The sequence below is a fragment of the Flavobacterium sp. GNP011 genome, from assembly GCF_056428925.1.
Genome location: NZ_JBWJVJ010000001.1, coordinates 112329 through 128096, shown reverse-complemented (window position 1 = coordinate 128096; position 15768 = coordinate 112329). Strand labels below are relative to the sequence as shown.

Genomic DNA, 15768 nt, shown 5'->3' with positions numbered 1-15768 from the left:
ATGGTTAATACATTTTAAAACTTTGCATAAAATTTAAAATTATGCAATCAGAGAAATTAATACAAACACTTCTAGAACAGACGATACAAATTATAAAGCAGGCAGAAGAACTCAAATCCTATGATTTGAATACATTAACATGGAAAGAAAATGAAATTTCGTGGAGCATTTTGGAGTGTTTAGAACATTTGAACTTATATGGAGACTTTTATCTTCCTCAAATACAAAGTAAAATAGAAAATTCAACCACTAAAGCTGATATTGAATTTAGCAGTGGAATTTTAGGAAACTACTTTTCGAAAAGTATGTTGCCAAAAGAAAAATTGAATAAAATGAAAACATTCAAGGACAAAAATCCATTAAATGCAAACCTTGACAAAGTAGTAATTGACAAATTTATAAACCAGCAAATCAATTTTTTGAACTTATTAAATCAATCAAAAAATGTGAGTTTAAATAAAATGAAAATTCAGACTTCAATTTCAGGTTTAATCAGACTAAAATTGGGTGACACTTTTCAGTTTTTTATTAATCATGTCATTAGACATTTAAACCAAATTGACAGAATACACCAAACAATGAAAAATGTCTGACAGCTAAAAAGGTTATTCTTTAGGCTGGCTGAGGCACAAAATTCAACAGCTGTTTTTAATTTGAACTTAACTAATAAATTTAGACTTTGTACTTCGATTTTCCGCCTGAAAGTAAAGTCCCAAAAATAAGCGTAACGCATTAAAACAAATTAGAGCTTACATCATGCAACACAATCCATTTCTTGTCGCTGTTAAGTTTAAAACTACCTATGTGCTCTTTGTTCCACTCATTAGGCCCAATTAAGGATAAAAAATTCACTCCTTCGGCATCTCTATATAAATGATAAATTTCACCTATCACAGGTTCAAAGGAAAATTTGGCACTATAGACTAATTCATTCCACTCATACTCTTGCATTAACTTTTCGTACTGTAATTTGAGTTCGTTAAACTTATTTCCGAGTTCTTTGTTTACATTATCAATTCCTCTGCTTTTCCAAGAAACTACATCGTCAACCCGTATTGCAGGCGCACCTACATTAGTAGCATACGGCAGTACATTTGCATTAAATCCTTTTTCTTGATTATAAACAACGTTATCTGGTTTCTTATTTTCCATGTGATTTGAACTTTTCAACTCTCCAAATTACTACTATTGAAGGTTTTATTTTACTGTTTGGGTACCAAAATAAATTTCAATACTTATGTTTGTTTAATATTTTTTATGCAAAGTTAAACAAAAATCACAAACCTACCAATCGAAATTTAAACTTGCTACAAATAGTCTCATGTTACTATGTTTTTGCCAAAAAATATCTTTTCAATGTGTCTTTATAACGCAATAATTTTTATATTTGATATCAAGCTAAAAAACTCATTCACAAACAAATACCCTATTATGCCAATAAAAAACTCATTCCTTCCCATCGTCTTTTTTATTTTTGCAGCAGCAAACGCTCAAAATAAATGGACCGAAACTAAAAAAGGCTCTTTTACAATCATTGATAATAAAGGAGGTCAAAAATTAGGCTACTCACCACAATCTGGTGTTGCTATTTTAAATGATAAAGGGTTTGCGTTTAAAGACCTCAACAAAAACGGGAAATTAGATCTCTATGAAGATTGGCGCAAACCAGTAAACGAACGAGCCAAAGACCTAGCCGCGCAAATGACCGTAGAACAAATTGCAGGTTTAATGTTATACAGCAGGCACCAAGCCATTCCAGCACAAGAAGCAGGCATGTTTACAGGAACTTATAACGGAAAACCTTTTTCCCAAAGTGGAGCGCAAGCTTCCGCTTTATCTGATCAGCAAATTGCTTTTTTAACCAAAGACAATCTGCGACATATATTAATGACCTCAGTAGCGTCGCCAGAAATTGCAGCACAGTGGAACAACAATATTCAAACTTTAGTCGAAGGTATCGGGATGGGAATTCCAGCCAACAACAGTTCAGATCCTAGAAACGGAGCCAATAAAGATGCCGAATATAATGCGGGTTCAGGCGGAGCAATCTCACAATGGCCAGAAGAATTAGGCCTAGCTGCCACTTTTGATGCTGCCATTACACAACAATTTGGTAGTATTGCTGCACAAGAATACCGTGCCATGGGAATCGCAACGGCGCTTTCACCTCAAATTGATTTGGCAACAGAACCAAGATGGAATCGCTTTATGGGTACTTTTGGCGAAGACCCAAAACTCGCTACCGACATGGCAAGAGCCTATGTAGACGGTTTTCAAACCCCAAAAAAACCAATTGCCAACTACAACGGTTGGGGACATCAAAGTGTGAATGCCATGGTGAAACATTGGCCAAGTGGCGGTCCTGAAGAAGCCGGACGCGATGGGCATTTTGCCTACGGAAAATTTGCAGTATATCCTGGAAACAATTTCGAAACACACTTAAAACCATTTACCGAAGGCGCTTTTCAACTGAATGGTTCTACCAAAAAAGCATCGGCGGTGATGCCGTACTACACCATCTCATTTGGTCAAGATAAAAAATATAATGAGAACGTAGGGAACGGGTTTAGCAAATACATCATCACTGATTTGTTGCGTGATAAATACAGCTACGATGGCGTAGTTTGTACCGATTGGCTCATTACTGCTGATGAAGGCCCGAAACCAGATGTGTTTGCTGGAAAATCTTGGGGAGTTGAATCCTTAACCGTGGCCGAAAGACATTATAAAGTGCTGATGGCTGGCGTGGATCAATTTGGAGGAAATAACGATATCAAACCTGTTCTTGAAGCCTATCAAATGGGTGTAAAAGAGCAAGGCGAAACCTTTATGCGCAAGCGTTTTGAGCAATCAGCGGTTAGGTTGCTTTTAAATATTTTTAGAGTAGGATTATTCGAAAATGCTTATTTAGACCCGAACGAAACTAAAACTATTGTTGGAAAACCCGAATTCATGAAAGCGGGTTACGATGCGCAATTAAAATCGGTAGTATTGCTTAAAAATCAAAACAAAACGCTCCCAATTGCCAATGGAAAAACGGTCTATGTACCAAAACGCACTACGCCTGCGGGAATCAACTTTTTTGGACAACCTTCGCCAGAAAAGACAGAATATCCAATTAATTTAGAATTGATTAAAAAATACTATACTGTAACCGATGATCCAGACAAAGCTGATTTTGCAATGGTTTTTATCAAAAGCCCAATCAGCAACGGGTACAGCCGAGCCGATAGAGAAGCTGGCGGAAACGGATATGTACCCATTAGTTTGCAATTGAGTGACTACACCGCCGTTGATGCAAGAGTGCAAAGTATTGCTGCTGGTGATCCCGTGATTGATCCTACTATCAACAACCGTTCGTATGTCAACAAAACGAGTAAATCCAATTCATATCCTGATTTAAATACCATTTTAGATACAAAAAAAGCCATGAAAGACAAACCAGTTTTAGTATCTGTATCCATTTCAAATCCTATGGTTTTTAGTGATTTTGAAAAAAATGTAGACGCAATACTGGGAGATTTTGGCGTACAAGTAGAAGCTTTACTAGATATTGTTTCTGGTAAAACCGAACCGTCTGGCTTGTTGCCTTTGCAAATGCCCGCCAACATGTCTACAGTTGAAAAACAACTCGAAGATGTGCCACACGATATGATTCCGTACGAAGACAGCGTTGGAAATGTCTATGATTTTAGTTTCGGATTAAATTGGAAAGGAATCATCAAAGATGCCCGAACAGCCAAATACAGTGTCAAAAAATAAAACACAATCTCTCAAAAACCACTTCATAAAAAAAGTGGTTTTTTTATGGAGAAACTTTGGCATTTTCTAGTTTCAAAAAAACACTAATTAAATGCTACGAACTGATTTTGTTAATTCGAAGCAAAAATTAAATCCAATCATCAATTTTCATTTGCCATTTAGTACCTTTAAAATGAATTTTGTTAAATCGTCAATCATGAAAAAAATAAAACTTGTTTCACTTTCTATATTCTCTATGCTTGCACTAAATTGTGAGTCACAAACCAAACCTGACGATGTAATTGTCAAAGATGAAGTTAAAAATTACACCTTAGAAACAGTGGTATCAGATATTGCAATTCCGTGGGGAATGACTTGGTTGCCAGACGGTGCGCTATTGGTTACAGAAAAAAGTGGGACTTTATTTCACATTAAAAACGGACAAAAAACTGCCGTTAAAAATGTTCCAAAAGTTTATACTCGCGGACAAGGCGGTTTGTTGGATATCGTTCTACATCCAGACTACGCAAAAAACGGTTGGATTTACATGACTTTTGCTTCCGAAGAAGGTGAAGGCACCGGCGGAAATACCAAATTAATTCGCGCTAAATTAGTTGACGGCGGTTTAACCCAAATTGAATCGCTGTATAAAGCAACTCCAAACACAACCAAAGGACAGCATTTTGGTTCCCGTATTGTTTTTGACAATGATGGCTACTTATTTTTCTCGGTAGGAGAACGTGGCGAACACTTTGTCAATCCACAAGATATTACCCGTGATGGTGGAAAAATTTACCGCCTAAATGATGATGGAAGTATTCCAAAAGACAATCCTTTTGTGGGTAAATCAGGAGCTAAAGAAGCTATTTTTACCTACGGAAATCGCAATCCACAAGGAATGGCCAAAAATCCAGTTACCGGCGACATTTGGGAAACCGAACACGGACCTCAAGGCGGCGATGAAATCAATATCATTCAAAAAGGAGTGAATTATGGTTGGCCTGTGGTTACTTATGGCATCGATTATGATGGAACTACAATTAGTACTCAAAACGAAAAACCAGGAATTGAAAAACCAATTTATTACTGGTTGCCTTCTATCGCGCCAAGCGGAATGACATTTGTAACCAGCGATAAATATCCAGAATGGAAAGGACATTTGTTAGTAGGATCATTGAAATTTCAGTACCTTGAATTGGTCCAATTAAAAGGAAATGAAATAGTAGGCCGTCAAAAAATAGCCACTGGAGTAGGTCGTGTACGCAATGTAGCGCAAGGTCCAGACGGTTACATTTACATCGGTGTAGAAGGAAAAGGAATTATGAAAATTATACCTAACTAAATCATGATCAACACAAAACTAATATTGGGATTGGGTATGGTTTTACTTGGAAGTATTGCTGCGAGGAACTCTATTGAAACACCTACATACAGCCGCGTTGATAAAAAAAACAACTTTGCCAGCACTCAAAATCCAGGTAAAGAAATCTATGCCGATTTTTGCATACAATGTCATGGCACTGCAGGCAAAGGTGATGGTACTAATTTTCCACCATTAGATGGTTCTGATTGGTTAAAAAACAAACGCACAGCTAGTATTGCCGCGGTAAAATACGGTCAAAGCGATCCAATTATGGTAAATGGTAAAAAATACAACAGCAGCATGCCTGCCATGGGACTTACTGATCAAGAAGTAGCTGATGTAATGAACTACATTATGACTTCGTGGAGCAACAAACAAACCAAAGTTGTAACTGTAAAAGAGGTTGCCGCTATTAAAAAATAAAGTTTTTTTTAGAATTTAAATTTAAAAGTAATAGGCTACCGAAAAACCTCCGTAATAATTTATTGGATTCCCAGGATAAAAATAACGAGGAGAAGCAGTACCAAAACCTACTGCGTTAGGCAAAATATTAGCAGCATATTTTTGATTTAAAGCATTGTTTACTCCAGCATTTACCTCTGTTTTCAAACAATTAAACAAGGTAAATAAATAAGTCAGTTTACTATTTAAAAGCGCATAATTACCACTGTATTTGGTGTTGCTGTCATTCATAGGGATTTTACCAACGGTTTGCAAAGCGGTGTTCCAGCTTATTCCCTTTTTTGTTTGAACATCAATTCCGAAATTAAATTGCGATTGCGGTGCGCCCGTGAGTTGATTTCCAGAATAATCAGCATCGCCATCTACAAATTCGTTGAACTTAAAATTATTCAAAGTTCCCGAAGCTTGGGTTTTAATTTGTACTTGTTCATTATTTAAAACTGAATAACGCAATACAAACTCAAGACCTGAATGTGAGCTACTACCCGCATTGATACCCACAAATTTATCTTCCGCAGTGCGACGTGCGACCAACAAATTTTTGATTTGAGTAGTGTACAAAGTTACTTCGGTGTATAACTTTTGACCCAACCAATTTCCTTTAAAACCAACTTCATAATTCCAACCCAATTCTGGTTTCAAACTGCTGTTAATTTGACCTTGAGGAGTTAAAGTTTCTGAAACCGATGGGACCGAAAAACCATTGCTAACTGCCGTATAAAGATGTTTTCCTTTACTTACTTGATACGACAATCCCACTCGTGGCGACCAAACATCGCCAAAGGAATACGGATCCCTCTGATTTTCTTCGTTTTCTAATGAATACGAAGTTTCATTGAAAGCCAAACCCGTTTCTAATTGCAGTTTTGAATTTAGCTGTAACTCCATTTGAACAAAAAAAGTACTATAATTTCTATTTTGATTTACGTTACTAAAAGCTTCCCCTTGCACACTTCCTTGACCCGGCTGCGATTGGTACAAATTACGATACAAAGTATTTTCGTATCGTTCTTTAAGTAATTCAGTTCCAAAACTCAGTTCAATGGGTACTGAAAAAACTTGGTCTTTGAAGTTGGCATGCGCTCGCAACCCCACTGTATTGGTATTGTCTTCTAAGATATCAAAAGGGCGTGGTTCATAAGCATCTTTGAAACTAACAAAAATACTCGTTTGCAACGACCATTTATTTGTAAATTGATGTTGATGTGCAATTCCTAAAAGTACTTTATCATACGATTCAAATCCTTTTGCGGCAGCCCAAGTAGGAGCGGCTTTCTCGGGATTGTTATTAAAATCATTTTCGTTAATCGAACTCGGGATAAACGCTTTCAATCGTGTAAAAGTTCCCAGAAAAGACAATTTCCCTTTCGTTCCCAGCTGCTGCTTGCCGTGCAAGTTGATTGTTTTACGGTTGTAGTCACTGTTGGCTCTAAATCCGTCTTGCTGCACATTAGCGTAACTGCTGTACCAATTGCTTTTTGCATTAGCAAATCCGGCATTATATTGTTGATGTCGCAAACCAAAACTGCCCAAAGTGGTAGCCGCTTTTGCAAAATTCTCTCCCGCAGGCGTCTCTTTTGAAAACAGTTGAATAACACCTCCCAAACCCGATCCAAAACTAGTGGCATTAGGTCCTTTTGTGATTTCTATTTTTTCAATTGCACTTAAATTGAGATCGTCAATTGTGGTTTCTCCTTCGCCGGTAGTTAGCGGAATCCCGTCAAAATAGGCTTTGATTTTGGTAGTGCCAAATTGCGCGCGCGCACCTATGCCACGTATCATAATTCGGTTGGTGTTCAGCGCACCTTGTTGCATGCTCACTCCCGGAATTGTATTCAAAACCGGAGTTAGAATCAAACCATCGCTTTTATTAAGGTCTGCAGCAGTTAGTATTGCCACAGCCGCCGCGGTTTTTTGAACGCTTTTTTATATTGGTGAGCCTTTCAAAACTACTTCTGGCAGTGAAATGGTGTCTTTTTTAGCTTGCGCAAAAGCAAAGCTGATGCAACCTATAAAAAGGAAACAAAGGAGCGGTTTTTTAAACAAGAGACTGATTTTTAGTTGATTTTAATTGTGTTTAAAGATACTGTTTTCTCTGTTTTCACAGCAATTTAAATCCGATTTCATACCGTCAAAAACCGTAAATTATGTAACGGTTTTAAACTTTACTTCAACCTTTAATGAATACCTTGCTGTCATAATTAGCACCTTTTTGATGCAGTAATTCAAATAAAATGAAACCCGTTTTAAATCTACTTTTCACTTTAGCATTTTCTATACTATTTTTTTCTTGTCAAAAAGAAAAAGCTGTAAAAAAACCAGCCACTTCTCCTATTACAAAAAAAATTCAAAGCCAAGAACCACAGCTTGACACAATAGATTACAACAAGCGCATGCTCGCTTTAAGCAATCAAGACACCACAGGAAGATGGCCTGTAAAAAGCCCGTATCCTTTGGTAGGTCCTGTTTTGCCATACCAACGCATCATCGCATTTTATGGTAATTTGTACTCCAAAAGAATGGGCGTTTTAGGTGAATATCCAAAAGACGAAATGCTCCAAAAACTACAATTAGAAGTAGCCAAGTGGCAAGCCGCTGATTCAACAGTTCAAGCAATACCTGCCCTGCATTATATTGCAGTTTCGGCGCAAAGCAAACCCGGAAAAGCGAACAGATACAACATGCGCATGCCGTTTAAACAAATTGATACGTTGCTGGCTTGGGCCAAACCTATCAAAGCATTGGTTTTTTTAGATGTGCAAATTGGTCACAGTACAATAAAAGAAGAAGTAACACAACTAGAATCGTATTTGGCCAAACCCAATGTGCATTTAGGTATTGATCCTGAATTCTCGATGAAAGGAGGTCACGTGCCTGGCAAAAAAATCGGTACACTTGACGCCTCAGATATAAACGATGCAATTGCAATTTTGGCTCGAATTGTACGCGAAAAAAAGCTTTCGCCAAAGGTTTTAGTAGTACACCGATTTACACAAGGAATGGTTACCAATTACCAAAACATCAAAAAAGTTCCTGAAGTACAAATAGTGATGCACATGGATGGTTTTGGAAGTCAAATTCTAAAAAAATCAACTTACTTACGTTACATTTTTAGAGAGCCTGTGCAGTTTACGGGTTTCAAATTATTTTACAAAAATGATAATTGGAACAACTGGAGCATGTACACGCCAGCGCAATTGGTGCAGCTTACGCCAAAGCCAATTTACATTCAGTACCAATAAATTTGAGTGAATTACTAATTGAAAAATCAGCTCCAAAAACTAAAAAAGCACTTTCGTTTCTTAAGAAATGATAATGCTTTTTTATGTTAAGGCTAATTATAAGTTACCTTCCAGACAACCAGCCTTCAGGGTTATTATATGTTGTGTTTTGCAGGATCAAGAATTTAATAATCGTTTTTCCAGTCTCGCCATTTGTTCTTACTTTACCTATGCTTTGCTTGATACTCACTTTATCTCCTTTGCTTACAGATACAGAACTTAAGTTTTGGTATACCGTAAAATAATCTCCATGCTGTATCATGACCGCCTTATTTACTGGAGAGAGTACTATAACACTGGTTACCTCTCCACCAAAAACAGCTCTCGCATTTGCACCTTTATCTGTAGTAATTTCAACACCACTATTGTGAACCGTGATGGTATTAAACATAGGGTGCGTTTGATTTCCGTAGCCTAATGATATGAAACCTTTTTCTACAGGATAAGGCAAGCGACCTCTATTTGCTCTAAAATTATCGGCAATTATTTTTGCCTCAGGAGTAAGTTCAATTTTTGATGAAGATACTGCTGCCTTAGAAACTGGTGCGCTAGGATTTGCTTTTGATTTTTCTAGTGCTGCTTTTCTATTGGCCTCTGCAATGGCTTCTCTAATAAGTCTGTTAATTTGTCTGTCAATGGTTCTGTACTCTTGCTGACGTTTTTTTATTTCTTGAGCAATTTTATTTTTATCTTTTTTGAGTGTGTTTACTAATTTTAATTGCTCTTGCTTTTCTTTTTCTAATGACAATCGCTCTTTTTCATTTTCGGCTATCAACTTTTGTTTGGCCGTTTTTTGAATATCTAATTTCTGATTGTAGTCTGCTAGTTTATCGGTTTTTGTTTTTATTTCTTCCCCTTGCATTTTTCTAAATCCAGTATATTGCTTCATATACTGTGCTCTTTTATAGGCTTGAAGAAAATTTTCAGACGATAGTAAAAACATGGCTCTACTCTCGGCCGAACGACTTTTATAGGATTTCACAATCATTTTTGAGTAATCCTCTTTTAGAATTTCAAGCTCTTTTTTAAGTTTATTAATCTGAACTTGATTAATATACATATCATTTTTAAGCAATTTAGTTTGCTTTTCGGTAGTGTTTATTAGTTTCTCCTTCAGCTTAATTTTGGTACTCTGAATCACTACTACATTTACCGCAGATTTTTCTTTTTTCTTTACGGTTTGTAATAGCTTTTCATTTTCCTTAATTTCTTTTTGAATTTGAGCTTTGCGTTGTTCTAATTTTTCTTGTTGAGATTCTTGACTCCACAACAATGAAGTCATACAAATACAAATTAGGCTTAGGATATATTTTGGCATGAGATAAAAAATATTTTTGCTAATTTACTTAATTAAAATTCTTTTGTACCCATTTGGTACACTATATGGAAAAGAAAGTTCCTCATTAAAAGAAACCGAATTGTATTCTAAATTGATTTCTGTACTTCCTTTTTTCTGAAAAGTATTGATCAGTAAGGCTGTAGGCAGTTTCATATTGTCATACTCTTTGTTTCCTAAATAGGCTACTTTTATCATACGCTCTTCTTTAGGTTGCGTAATTTCTTGTTTTTGAATTAAAAACTGATTGCTGTCTAAGAAAAATGATTTTTGTGTGTTTTCATTTGTTACAGCATCTAATCTATAGCTTTGATCCAAAATTGTTTCAGTGTATTTGCCTTTTCTCAAGTCATCAAGCGCCTGACCTAATAACAGATTTTGAATTTTAGAATAATCTAAATCAGTTCCTAACCATTGGCTTAAGCTACTGAAATCACCTTCAAAATAACTGTTGTTTATTTTCTCATAATAACTCACTGCGGTAGGAGTTATCAAGGCTTTGGCCATAGTAATTCCTAAAAAACGAATGCTTACTAGAATTTGCTCGTCTTTCTTGATTCGTATTTCGGCGGTTACATTTTGAGTTTGTTTATCGTCACTATACCGAGCACTAGACTTGATGTACAGAGTTGAAAAATCAGTTTTGTTGTTGTAATGGTTTTCAATAATTTTTTTGGCCGTCATGACATTTGTCTCAACAAGAGGCTCTTTTACTGTGGCTACAGCAACGGCCTTAGATTTACAAGAAACCATTACAAGCGCCAATAAAACCACATATATTCCTTTTTTCATTACTTTTTTTCTTTTAATAATTGATTTGCTTTTGAGAAAAATAAATCTTTTTTCTTAAAATCACCTAGACCATTATAGGCTTCTCCTAGTTGCTTATTAAAATTGATTTCAAGTTCCTTATTTTCTACTACATAATCCATGCCCATTTCTAAATAGTCTTTTGCTTTCTTGAATTGTTTCAACTGGTTGTATGCTAAGCCGGCGTAAAAATAAAACTGTGCTTGTGAAGGATAGGTTTCTATCAAAGATTCGGCTTTGGGTGCTAGGCTACTAAAATTTTTCTGCTCCACGTACGCCTGAAACAAAAGTAAATTAGTCTCAAGGACATCACCCAATCCTCTTTGAGCTGATTTTTCATAATATACTACTGCCTTATCCCACTGCTTTTTATTTTGAAAAAATTTCCCAATTTCTTTGTTTACATCCACACTCGTATCATTATTAAACGTTGCGACTGCTTTTTCTAAATCAGGTGCGTACTGTGGATTTTTTTGTGTGAAAATTAAAAATTCATTTAAGATTCTATGCTTTATTTTTGAGTCAATTTTTGTACTTGCTAGTGCTACATTCATAGCCGTAATGGCTTTTTGAGCTTCATTGCCTTCAAGGTATGTTTTAAACAAACTGACTTGAGCCCACTCTGAATTTGGAATTGCTTTTTCTAACTTTTTTACAATTTCAAATGCTTTTGCATCTTCATTGTTCTTGGTATACAAAAAGATTAGGCTAATATAATTTGATTCCTGCTGCGGATATTTGACAATTTGTTCTTCTAGATTATTGATTTCTAGATTCTGATATTTTCCTTGTGCCAAGATCTGGCTTTTGTACAATTCTCTTCTATCTGTTTTTCCTACCGTTTCATTCAGTTCTTGAATCAGTGCCAATGCTTTTTCAAACTGATTGGTACCCATATAAAGTGACGTTAAATCTTCTTTATACTTAGGGTCAAATTCTATCAATTTATTAATTATTGTTATACCTTGGGTAAAGTTTTTAGTTTCATAACTTACATCATACATTCCTATCCAATACCATCTGTTTTTAGGATCAAGCTTGGTAGCCGTTTCAAATGAGGTATAGGCATTTTGATAGTCTTTTAAGGATAAATAATTTTTGCCCAGCTCAAAATAAACGGTTGCATCATTAGGTTTAAATTTATCAGCTTTTTCTAGAGCAGCTATAGCTTTGTCATAATTCTCAATCCCTTTTTGAAGTAACGATTCATAAAAAAGTTCTTGAAATTGATCTGTATCAAGCTTGATTTCTTCGGGTTCTGTTTGTGCGCATAGCAATGCAGGGAATCCTAAAATTCCAAGTATAAAAAGTAAAAAAGCTTTGTTTTTCATATCTTATTACAACTCAATTATATCACAATTAATACAAAAACCACATTGAATATTTTAGCCAGCGTTTCACAGCTTAAAAAAAATTAAAACTTGTAAAACGCTGGTGCTTTTTTTATTCTAAAACGGAGTAATCCCCAATACTGATGCTGGTAAAATTCCCGTCAAAACTAGCATGATTCCCAATCATGGCATTGTCTAAGACAGCATTTTTTATATGCGAATGCGTTTGTACCAAACTGTTTTTTACCGTACTATTTACCACATGACAACCATCTCCAAGTGAAACATTTGGGCCAACAGTAGCATTAACCAACACTACGTTTTTACCAACATAACATGGTGGTATAATAGTTGCGTTTTCTAGTTTTACACTTTCATCAACTAGGGATTCACTATCATTATGTAAAAATCCTAACATTCTAGAATTGGTTTCTACAGTCACGTTTTTGTTACCGCAATCCATCCACTCCTCCACTTTACCAGGGACAAATTTCATGCCTTTGGCCATCATTTGTTTTATTCCGTCATTGATTTGGTATTCGCCTCCGTGAATGATGTTATTGTCAAGCACTAACTGCAATTCGTTTTTAATTACTGCAATATCTTTGAAATAGTAAATCCCGATAACCGCTAAGTCTGAAACAAAAGTCGCTGGTTTTTCAACCAACTCAACGATTTCATTGTTCGCATTTAATTTTACCACACCAAAAGCTTCTGGTTGGTCTACTTGTTTTACCCAAATTACACTATCAGCAGTTGTGTCTAAGTCAAACTTGGCACGTATTAAGGTGTCTGCGTAGGCAATTACCGCTGGTCCGCTCAAAGATTCTTTGGCACACATAATGGCGTGACCGGTTCCTAAGGCTTCGTTTTGATAATAAATAGTTCCTTTGGCACCTAGTTTTGCAGCTATTGCCAAAAGTTCTTCTTCCACTTTTTGACCAAAACTTTCATGAATGATAAAAGCTACTTCTTCAATATCTTGATTTAAAACTCCCGCGATGTCTTCAACCAAACGGTGTACGATTGGTTTGCCGGCAATAGGGATTAATGGTTTAGGAATGGTTAATGTATGTGGGCGAAGGCGTGATCCACGACCAGCCATAGGAACGATTATTTTCATATGAGCCCCCTAACCCCCGAAGGGGGAACTACTACTAGGGGTAAGTAGGATTTAAATTTATATTGTTTCTATTTGTAATTATCAATTCCCCCTTCGGGGGTAAGGGGGCTTTATTTGACTCCCGTACTACCAAAACCGCCTTCTCCTCTCGAGGTTTCTGATAATTCTTGAACTACAGTCCACTCGGCACGTTCGTGTTTTGCGATAACTAATTGCGCTATGCGTTCTCCGTTTTGAATGGTAAAATCTTCATTGGATAAATTTACTAAAATTACTCCAATTTCTCCACGATAATCCGCATCTACAGTTCCGGGTGCGTTTAGTACGGTTACACCATTTTTTGCTGCTAGTCCGCTACGTGGTCTTACTTGTGCTTCGTACCCAATAGGTAGTTCTATAAAAAGACCTGTTTTTACGATGGTTCTTTCTAATGGTTTTAAGGTAATTGAGTCTGTGATATTGGCTCGTAAATCCATTCCTGCCGAGGCGATGGTTTCATAGCTAGGCAAGTCGTGTTGTGATTTGTTGATGATGTTGATATTCATAATGTATTTATTTGAGCTAGTTTTCAGGATCAGATAGTCTTATTTAGGAAGTGCGCTTTTTTAGCCGTGACCGAAGTGGAAAGCCTTTTTTTATAAAATTGTGTTTTTTTCGAGGGTGAAAAGAGCGACTGCAAGAAGCTCCTTTTGAGCCGTAGAAAAAAACAATTTTAGGAAAAAGCTTGAAACGAAGGGCGCGATAAGCTCCTAGAAAATTTGATACTACTTTGCTTTACGTTTTAGTATTTGGGTTAATAATTCTTTTTCGTTGTGGTATATAAAATAAAGGAACATAAGCAATAACGGGATTCCTACGAAATAATTCTCCCGGAATCCGTAAAATGAAATCGCTGAAAATCCGATTGAAATCAAGAGATACATAAAAATTTTACGGCTGTCATACGGTATGGGGTAATATTTGTTTCCGAAATAATAAGAGATGGTCATCATGCTACCATAAGCTGCTATTGTGGCTATGGCCGAACCGTAATAACTCATGGTTGGGATTAGCAGGTAATTGAGCGCTAGTGTGATGATGGCTCCTACGATTGAGATGTAAGCACCTACATAGGTTTTATCAATGAGTTTGTACCAAACGGAAAGGTTGGTGTAAATGCCCAGGAAAAAATTAGCTAGAATAATTAAGGGCACTACTTTCATGGCTTCCCAATAGGACTCGTCCTGAATCATAATTACCTTTAAAACATCGGCAAAAACGATAACCGAGAGTAATATGAACGACCCAAAAATGACAAAATATTTGGTTATTGTGGCATAGGTTTGTGGTGCATCTTTACTATCAGCATGGCTAAAAAAGAAAGGTTCGATACCTAAGGTGTAGGCCGTACGGTACAAGACCATAAACAAACCAAGTTTATAACAAGCGGAATACACTCCTACTTCTGCATCGGCAATGTTTGCTGGCAATAATTTTCCCAATAAAATTTTGTCAAACTGATCGTTGATGGCAAATGCAAGTCCGGCTACCATAATAGGCATTCCGTATTGCATCATGCGTTTCCAAAGCTGGTAATCAAAATGCCATTTTAGTTTTAAATAATCAGGTGACAATACTACAAAAGTGAGCAAACTGGCTACAATATTTGACACAAAAATATAGCCTATTTGATATTCTTCTTGGTATAATGTACTAAAAAAATGACCTGGATTTGACTCTGCCAAGTAAGGCAAATAAATCAAGAAGAACAAATTGAGCAAAAGATACACTGTAACGTTTCCTATTTTTATAACGGCGTACTGCAACGGTTTTTGTTGTACTCTTAACTTAGAAAACGGAATGATTACCAGCGCATCTAGTACAAGAACCCAAATGGTATAGGTGATGTATTGAACATCTATATTTGACCAAAGGGCTAATTTATTGCGAAACAGTAGCGCTAAAAATAAAAAAGATAAGGAGGTCCAAAAGATAGATACTGAGGCTGTTTCTAAAACTGATTTTTTATCATTCTCTTTATTGTAAAACCTAAAGAAAGCGGTTTCCATACCATAGGACAAAACAACATTAAAAATAATAAGCCAAGCAAAAATCATAGACACTTTACCAAACTCTTCTACAGGTAGGTATTTTGTGTACAAGGGTACTAAAAAAAAGCTAAACATCCTGGGAATAACCGTGGCTAGACCGTAAATAGCTGTTTGTTTAAAAAGACTTTTATATAATCCCAAAATGATATGTATATTAAAATTAAAGCGACAAAAATAAGAAATTCTTAGCTGAAATTGCTTGCGGTAGGGTTTTGTTTTGGTCTACCACCC

General features: G+C 36.1%; 13 protein-coding genes and 1 pseudogene. 5 read left to right on the top strand and 9 right to left on the bottom strand.

Annotated elements, in window-relative coordinates:
- Positions 1-41: 41 nt before the first annotated feature.
- Positions 42-593, top strand: a complete 552-nt coding sequence (locus tag AC061E_RS00550; RefSeq protein WP_478284519.1) for a DinB family protein — start codon at positions 42-44, stop codon at positions 591-593.
- Positions 594-732: 139 nt separating this feature from the next.
- Here AC061E_RS00550 and AC061E_RS00545 read toward each other — a convergent pair whose 3' ends face one another.
- Positions 733-1152 (bottom strand): DUF2452 domain-containing protein, encoded by a 420-nt coding sequence (locus tag AC061E_RS00545; protein ID WP_221915864.1) that lies wholly within the window; start codon positions 1150-1152, stop codon positions 733-735.
- 279 nt (positions 1153-1431) lie between these two features.
- Here AC061E_RS00545 and AC061E_RS00540 point away from each other — a divergent pair, with 279 nt between their 5' ends.
- From AC061E_RS00540 to AC061E_RS00530, 3 genes are all read left to right on the top strand, one after another.
- Entirely contained in the window at positions 1432-3762 is a 2331-nt protein-coding gene (locus AC061E_RS00540; protein ID WP_478284518.1) for a glycoside hydrolase family 3 protein, read from the top strand.
- Positions 3763-3958: 196 nt separating this feature from the next.
- Positions 3959-5083 carry a PQQ-dependent sugar dehydrogenase gene (locus tag AC061E_RS00535; RefSeq protein ID WP_478284517.1) on the top strand — a complete coding sequence of 375 codons (1125 nt, stop codon included), beginning with the start codon at positions 3959-3961 and terminating at the stop codon, positions 5081-5083.
- A gap of 3 nt (positions 5084-5086) precedes the next feature.
- Positions 5087-5527: a c-type cytochrome gene (locus AC061E_RS00530; RefSeq protein ID WP_478284516.1), complete on the top strand. Its 441-nt coding sequence runs from the start codon at positions 5087-5089 to the stop codon at positions 5525-5527.
- Between the two features lie 21 nt (positions 5528-5548).
- On the opposite strand, the gene AC061E_RS00525 is transcribed toward AC061E_RS00530, so the two are convergent.
- Positions 5549-7015 (bottom strand): TonB-dependent receptor domain-containing protein, encoded by a 1467-nt coding sequence (locus AC061E_RS00525; protein ID WP_478284860.1) that lies wholly within the window; start codon positions 7013-7015, stop codon positions 5549-5551.
- A 156-nt stretch (positions 7016-7171) separates the two neighbouring features.
- Positions 7172-7474 (bottom strand): annotated as a pseudogene (locus AC061E_RS00520) (TonB-dependent receptor plug domain-containing protein); the annotation flags it as partial.
- A 326-nt stretch (positions 7475-7800) separates the two neighbouring features.
- Between AC061E_RS00520 and AC061E_RS00515 the strand changes: the two are divergent.
- On the top strand, positions 7801-8808 hold the full coding sequence (locus tag AC061E_RS00515; RefSeq protein ID WP_478284515.1) for a hypothetical protein: 1008 nt from the start codon (positions 7801-7803) through the stop codon (positions 8806-8808).
- Positions 8809-8911: 103 nt separating this feature from the next.
- Here AC061E_RS00515 and AC061E_RS00510 read toward each other — a convergent pair whose 3' ends face one another.
- The 6 genes from AC061E_RS00510 to AC061E_RS00485 all read right to left on the bottom strand — a co-directional run bounded on the left by AC061E_RS00510 (position 8912) and on the right by AC061E_RS00485 (position 15678).
- Complete coding sequence (locus tag AC061E_RS00510) at positions 8912-10165, bottom strand: murein hydrolase activator EnvC family protein (protein ID WP_478284514.1); 1254 nt, start codon at positions 10163-10165, stop codon at positions 8912-8914.
- A gap of 24 nt (positions 10166-10189) precedes the next feature.
- Complete coding sequence (lolB1, locus tag AC061E_RS00505) at positions 10190-10975, bottom strand: lipoprotein insertase outer membrane protein LolB1 (protein WP_478284513.1); 786 nt, start codon at positions 10973-10975, stop codon at positions 10190-10192.
- Complete coding sequence (locus AC061E_RS00500) at positions 10975-12324, bottom strand: tetratricopeptide repeat protein (protein ID WP_478284512.1); 1350 nt, start codon at positions 12322-12324, stop codon at positions 10975-10977. Before AC061E_RS00500 ends, lolB1 begins: the two co-directional genes overlap by 1 nt.
- Before the next feature lie 112 nt (positions 12325-12436).
- Positions 12437-13447 (bottom strand): sugar phosphate nucleotidyltransferase, encoded by a 1011-nt coding sequence (locus tag AC061E_RS00495; protein WP_478284511.1) that lies wholly within the window; start codon positions 13445-13447, stop codon positions 12437-12439.
- A 110-nt stretch (positions 13448-13557) separates the two neighbouring features.
- On the bottom strand, positions 13558-13992 hold the full coding sequence (gene dut, locus AC061E_RS00490) for a dUTP diphosphatase (protein ID WP_478284510.1): 435 nt from the start codon (positions 13990-13992) through the stop codon (positions 13558-13560).
- Positions 13993-14211: 219 nt separating this feature from the next.
- Positions 14212-15678: a lipopolysaccharide biosynthesis protein gene (locus AC061E_RS00485; RefSeq protein WP_478284509.1), complete on the bottom strand. Its 1467-nt coding sequence runs from the start codon at positions 15676-15678 to the stop codon at positions 14212-14214.
- Positions 15679-15768: the final 90 nt, after the last annotated feature.

Bases quoted from the DNA above. Each gene is read 5' to 3' on its own strand.
- AC061E_RS00510 (WP_478284514.1), bottom strand. From the start codon at position 10,165: ATGCCAAAATATATCCTAAGCCTAATTTGTATTTGTATGACTTCATTG.
- AC061E_RS00515 (WP_478284515.1), top strand. From the start codon at position 7,801: ATGAAACCCGTTTTAAATCTACTTTTCACTTTAGCATTTTCTATACTA.
- AC061E_RS00535 (WP_478284517.1), top strand. From the start codon at position 3,959: ATGAAAAAAATAAAACTTGTTTCACTTTCTATATTCTCTATGCTTGCA.
- AC061E_RS00540 (WP_478284518.1), top strand. From the start codon at position 1,432: ATGCCAATAAAAAACTCATTCCTTCCCATCGTCTTTTTTATTTTTGCA.
- lolB1 (WP_478284513.1), bottom strand. From the start codon at position 10,975: ATGAAAAAAGGAATATATGTGGTTTTATTGGCGCTTGTAATGGTTTCT.
- AC061E_RS00495 (WP_478284511.1), bottom strand. From the start codon at position 13,447: ATGAAAATAATCGTTCCTATGGCTGGTCGTGGATCACGCCTTCGCCCA.
- dut (WP_478284510.1), bottom strand. From the start codon at position 13,992: ATGAATATCAACATCATCAACAAATCACAACACGACTTGCCTAGCTAT.
- AC061E_RS00550 (WP_478284519.1), top strand. From the start codon at position 42: ATGCAATCAGAGAAATTAATACAAACACTTCTAGAACAGACGATACAA.
- AC061E_RS00530 (WP_478284516.1), top strand. From the start codon at position 5,087: ATGATCAACACAAAACTAATATTGGGATTGGGTATGGTTTTACTTGGA.
- AC061E_RS00500 (WP_478284512.1), bottom strand. From the start codon at position 12,324: ATGAAAAACAAAGCTTTTTTACTTTTTATACTTGGAATTTTAGGATTC.
- AC061E_RS00545 (WP_221915864.1), bottom strand. From the start codon at position 1,152: ATGGAAAATAAGAAACCAGATAACGTTGTTTATAATCAAGAAAAAGGA.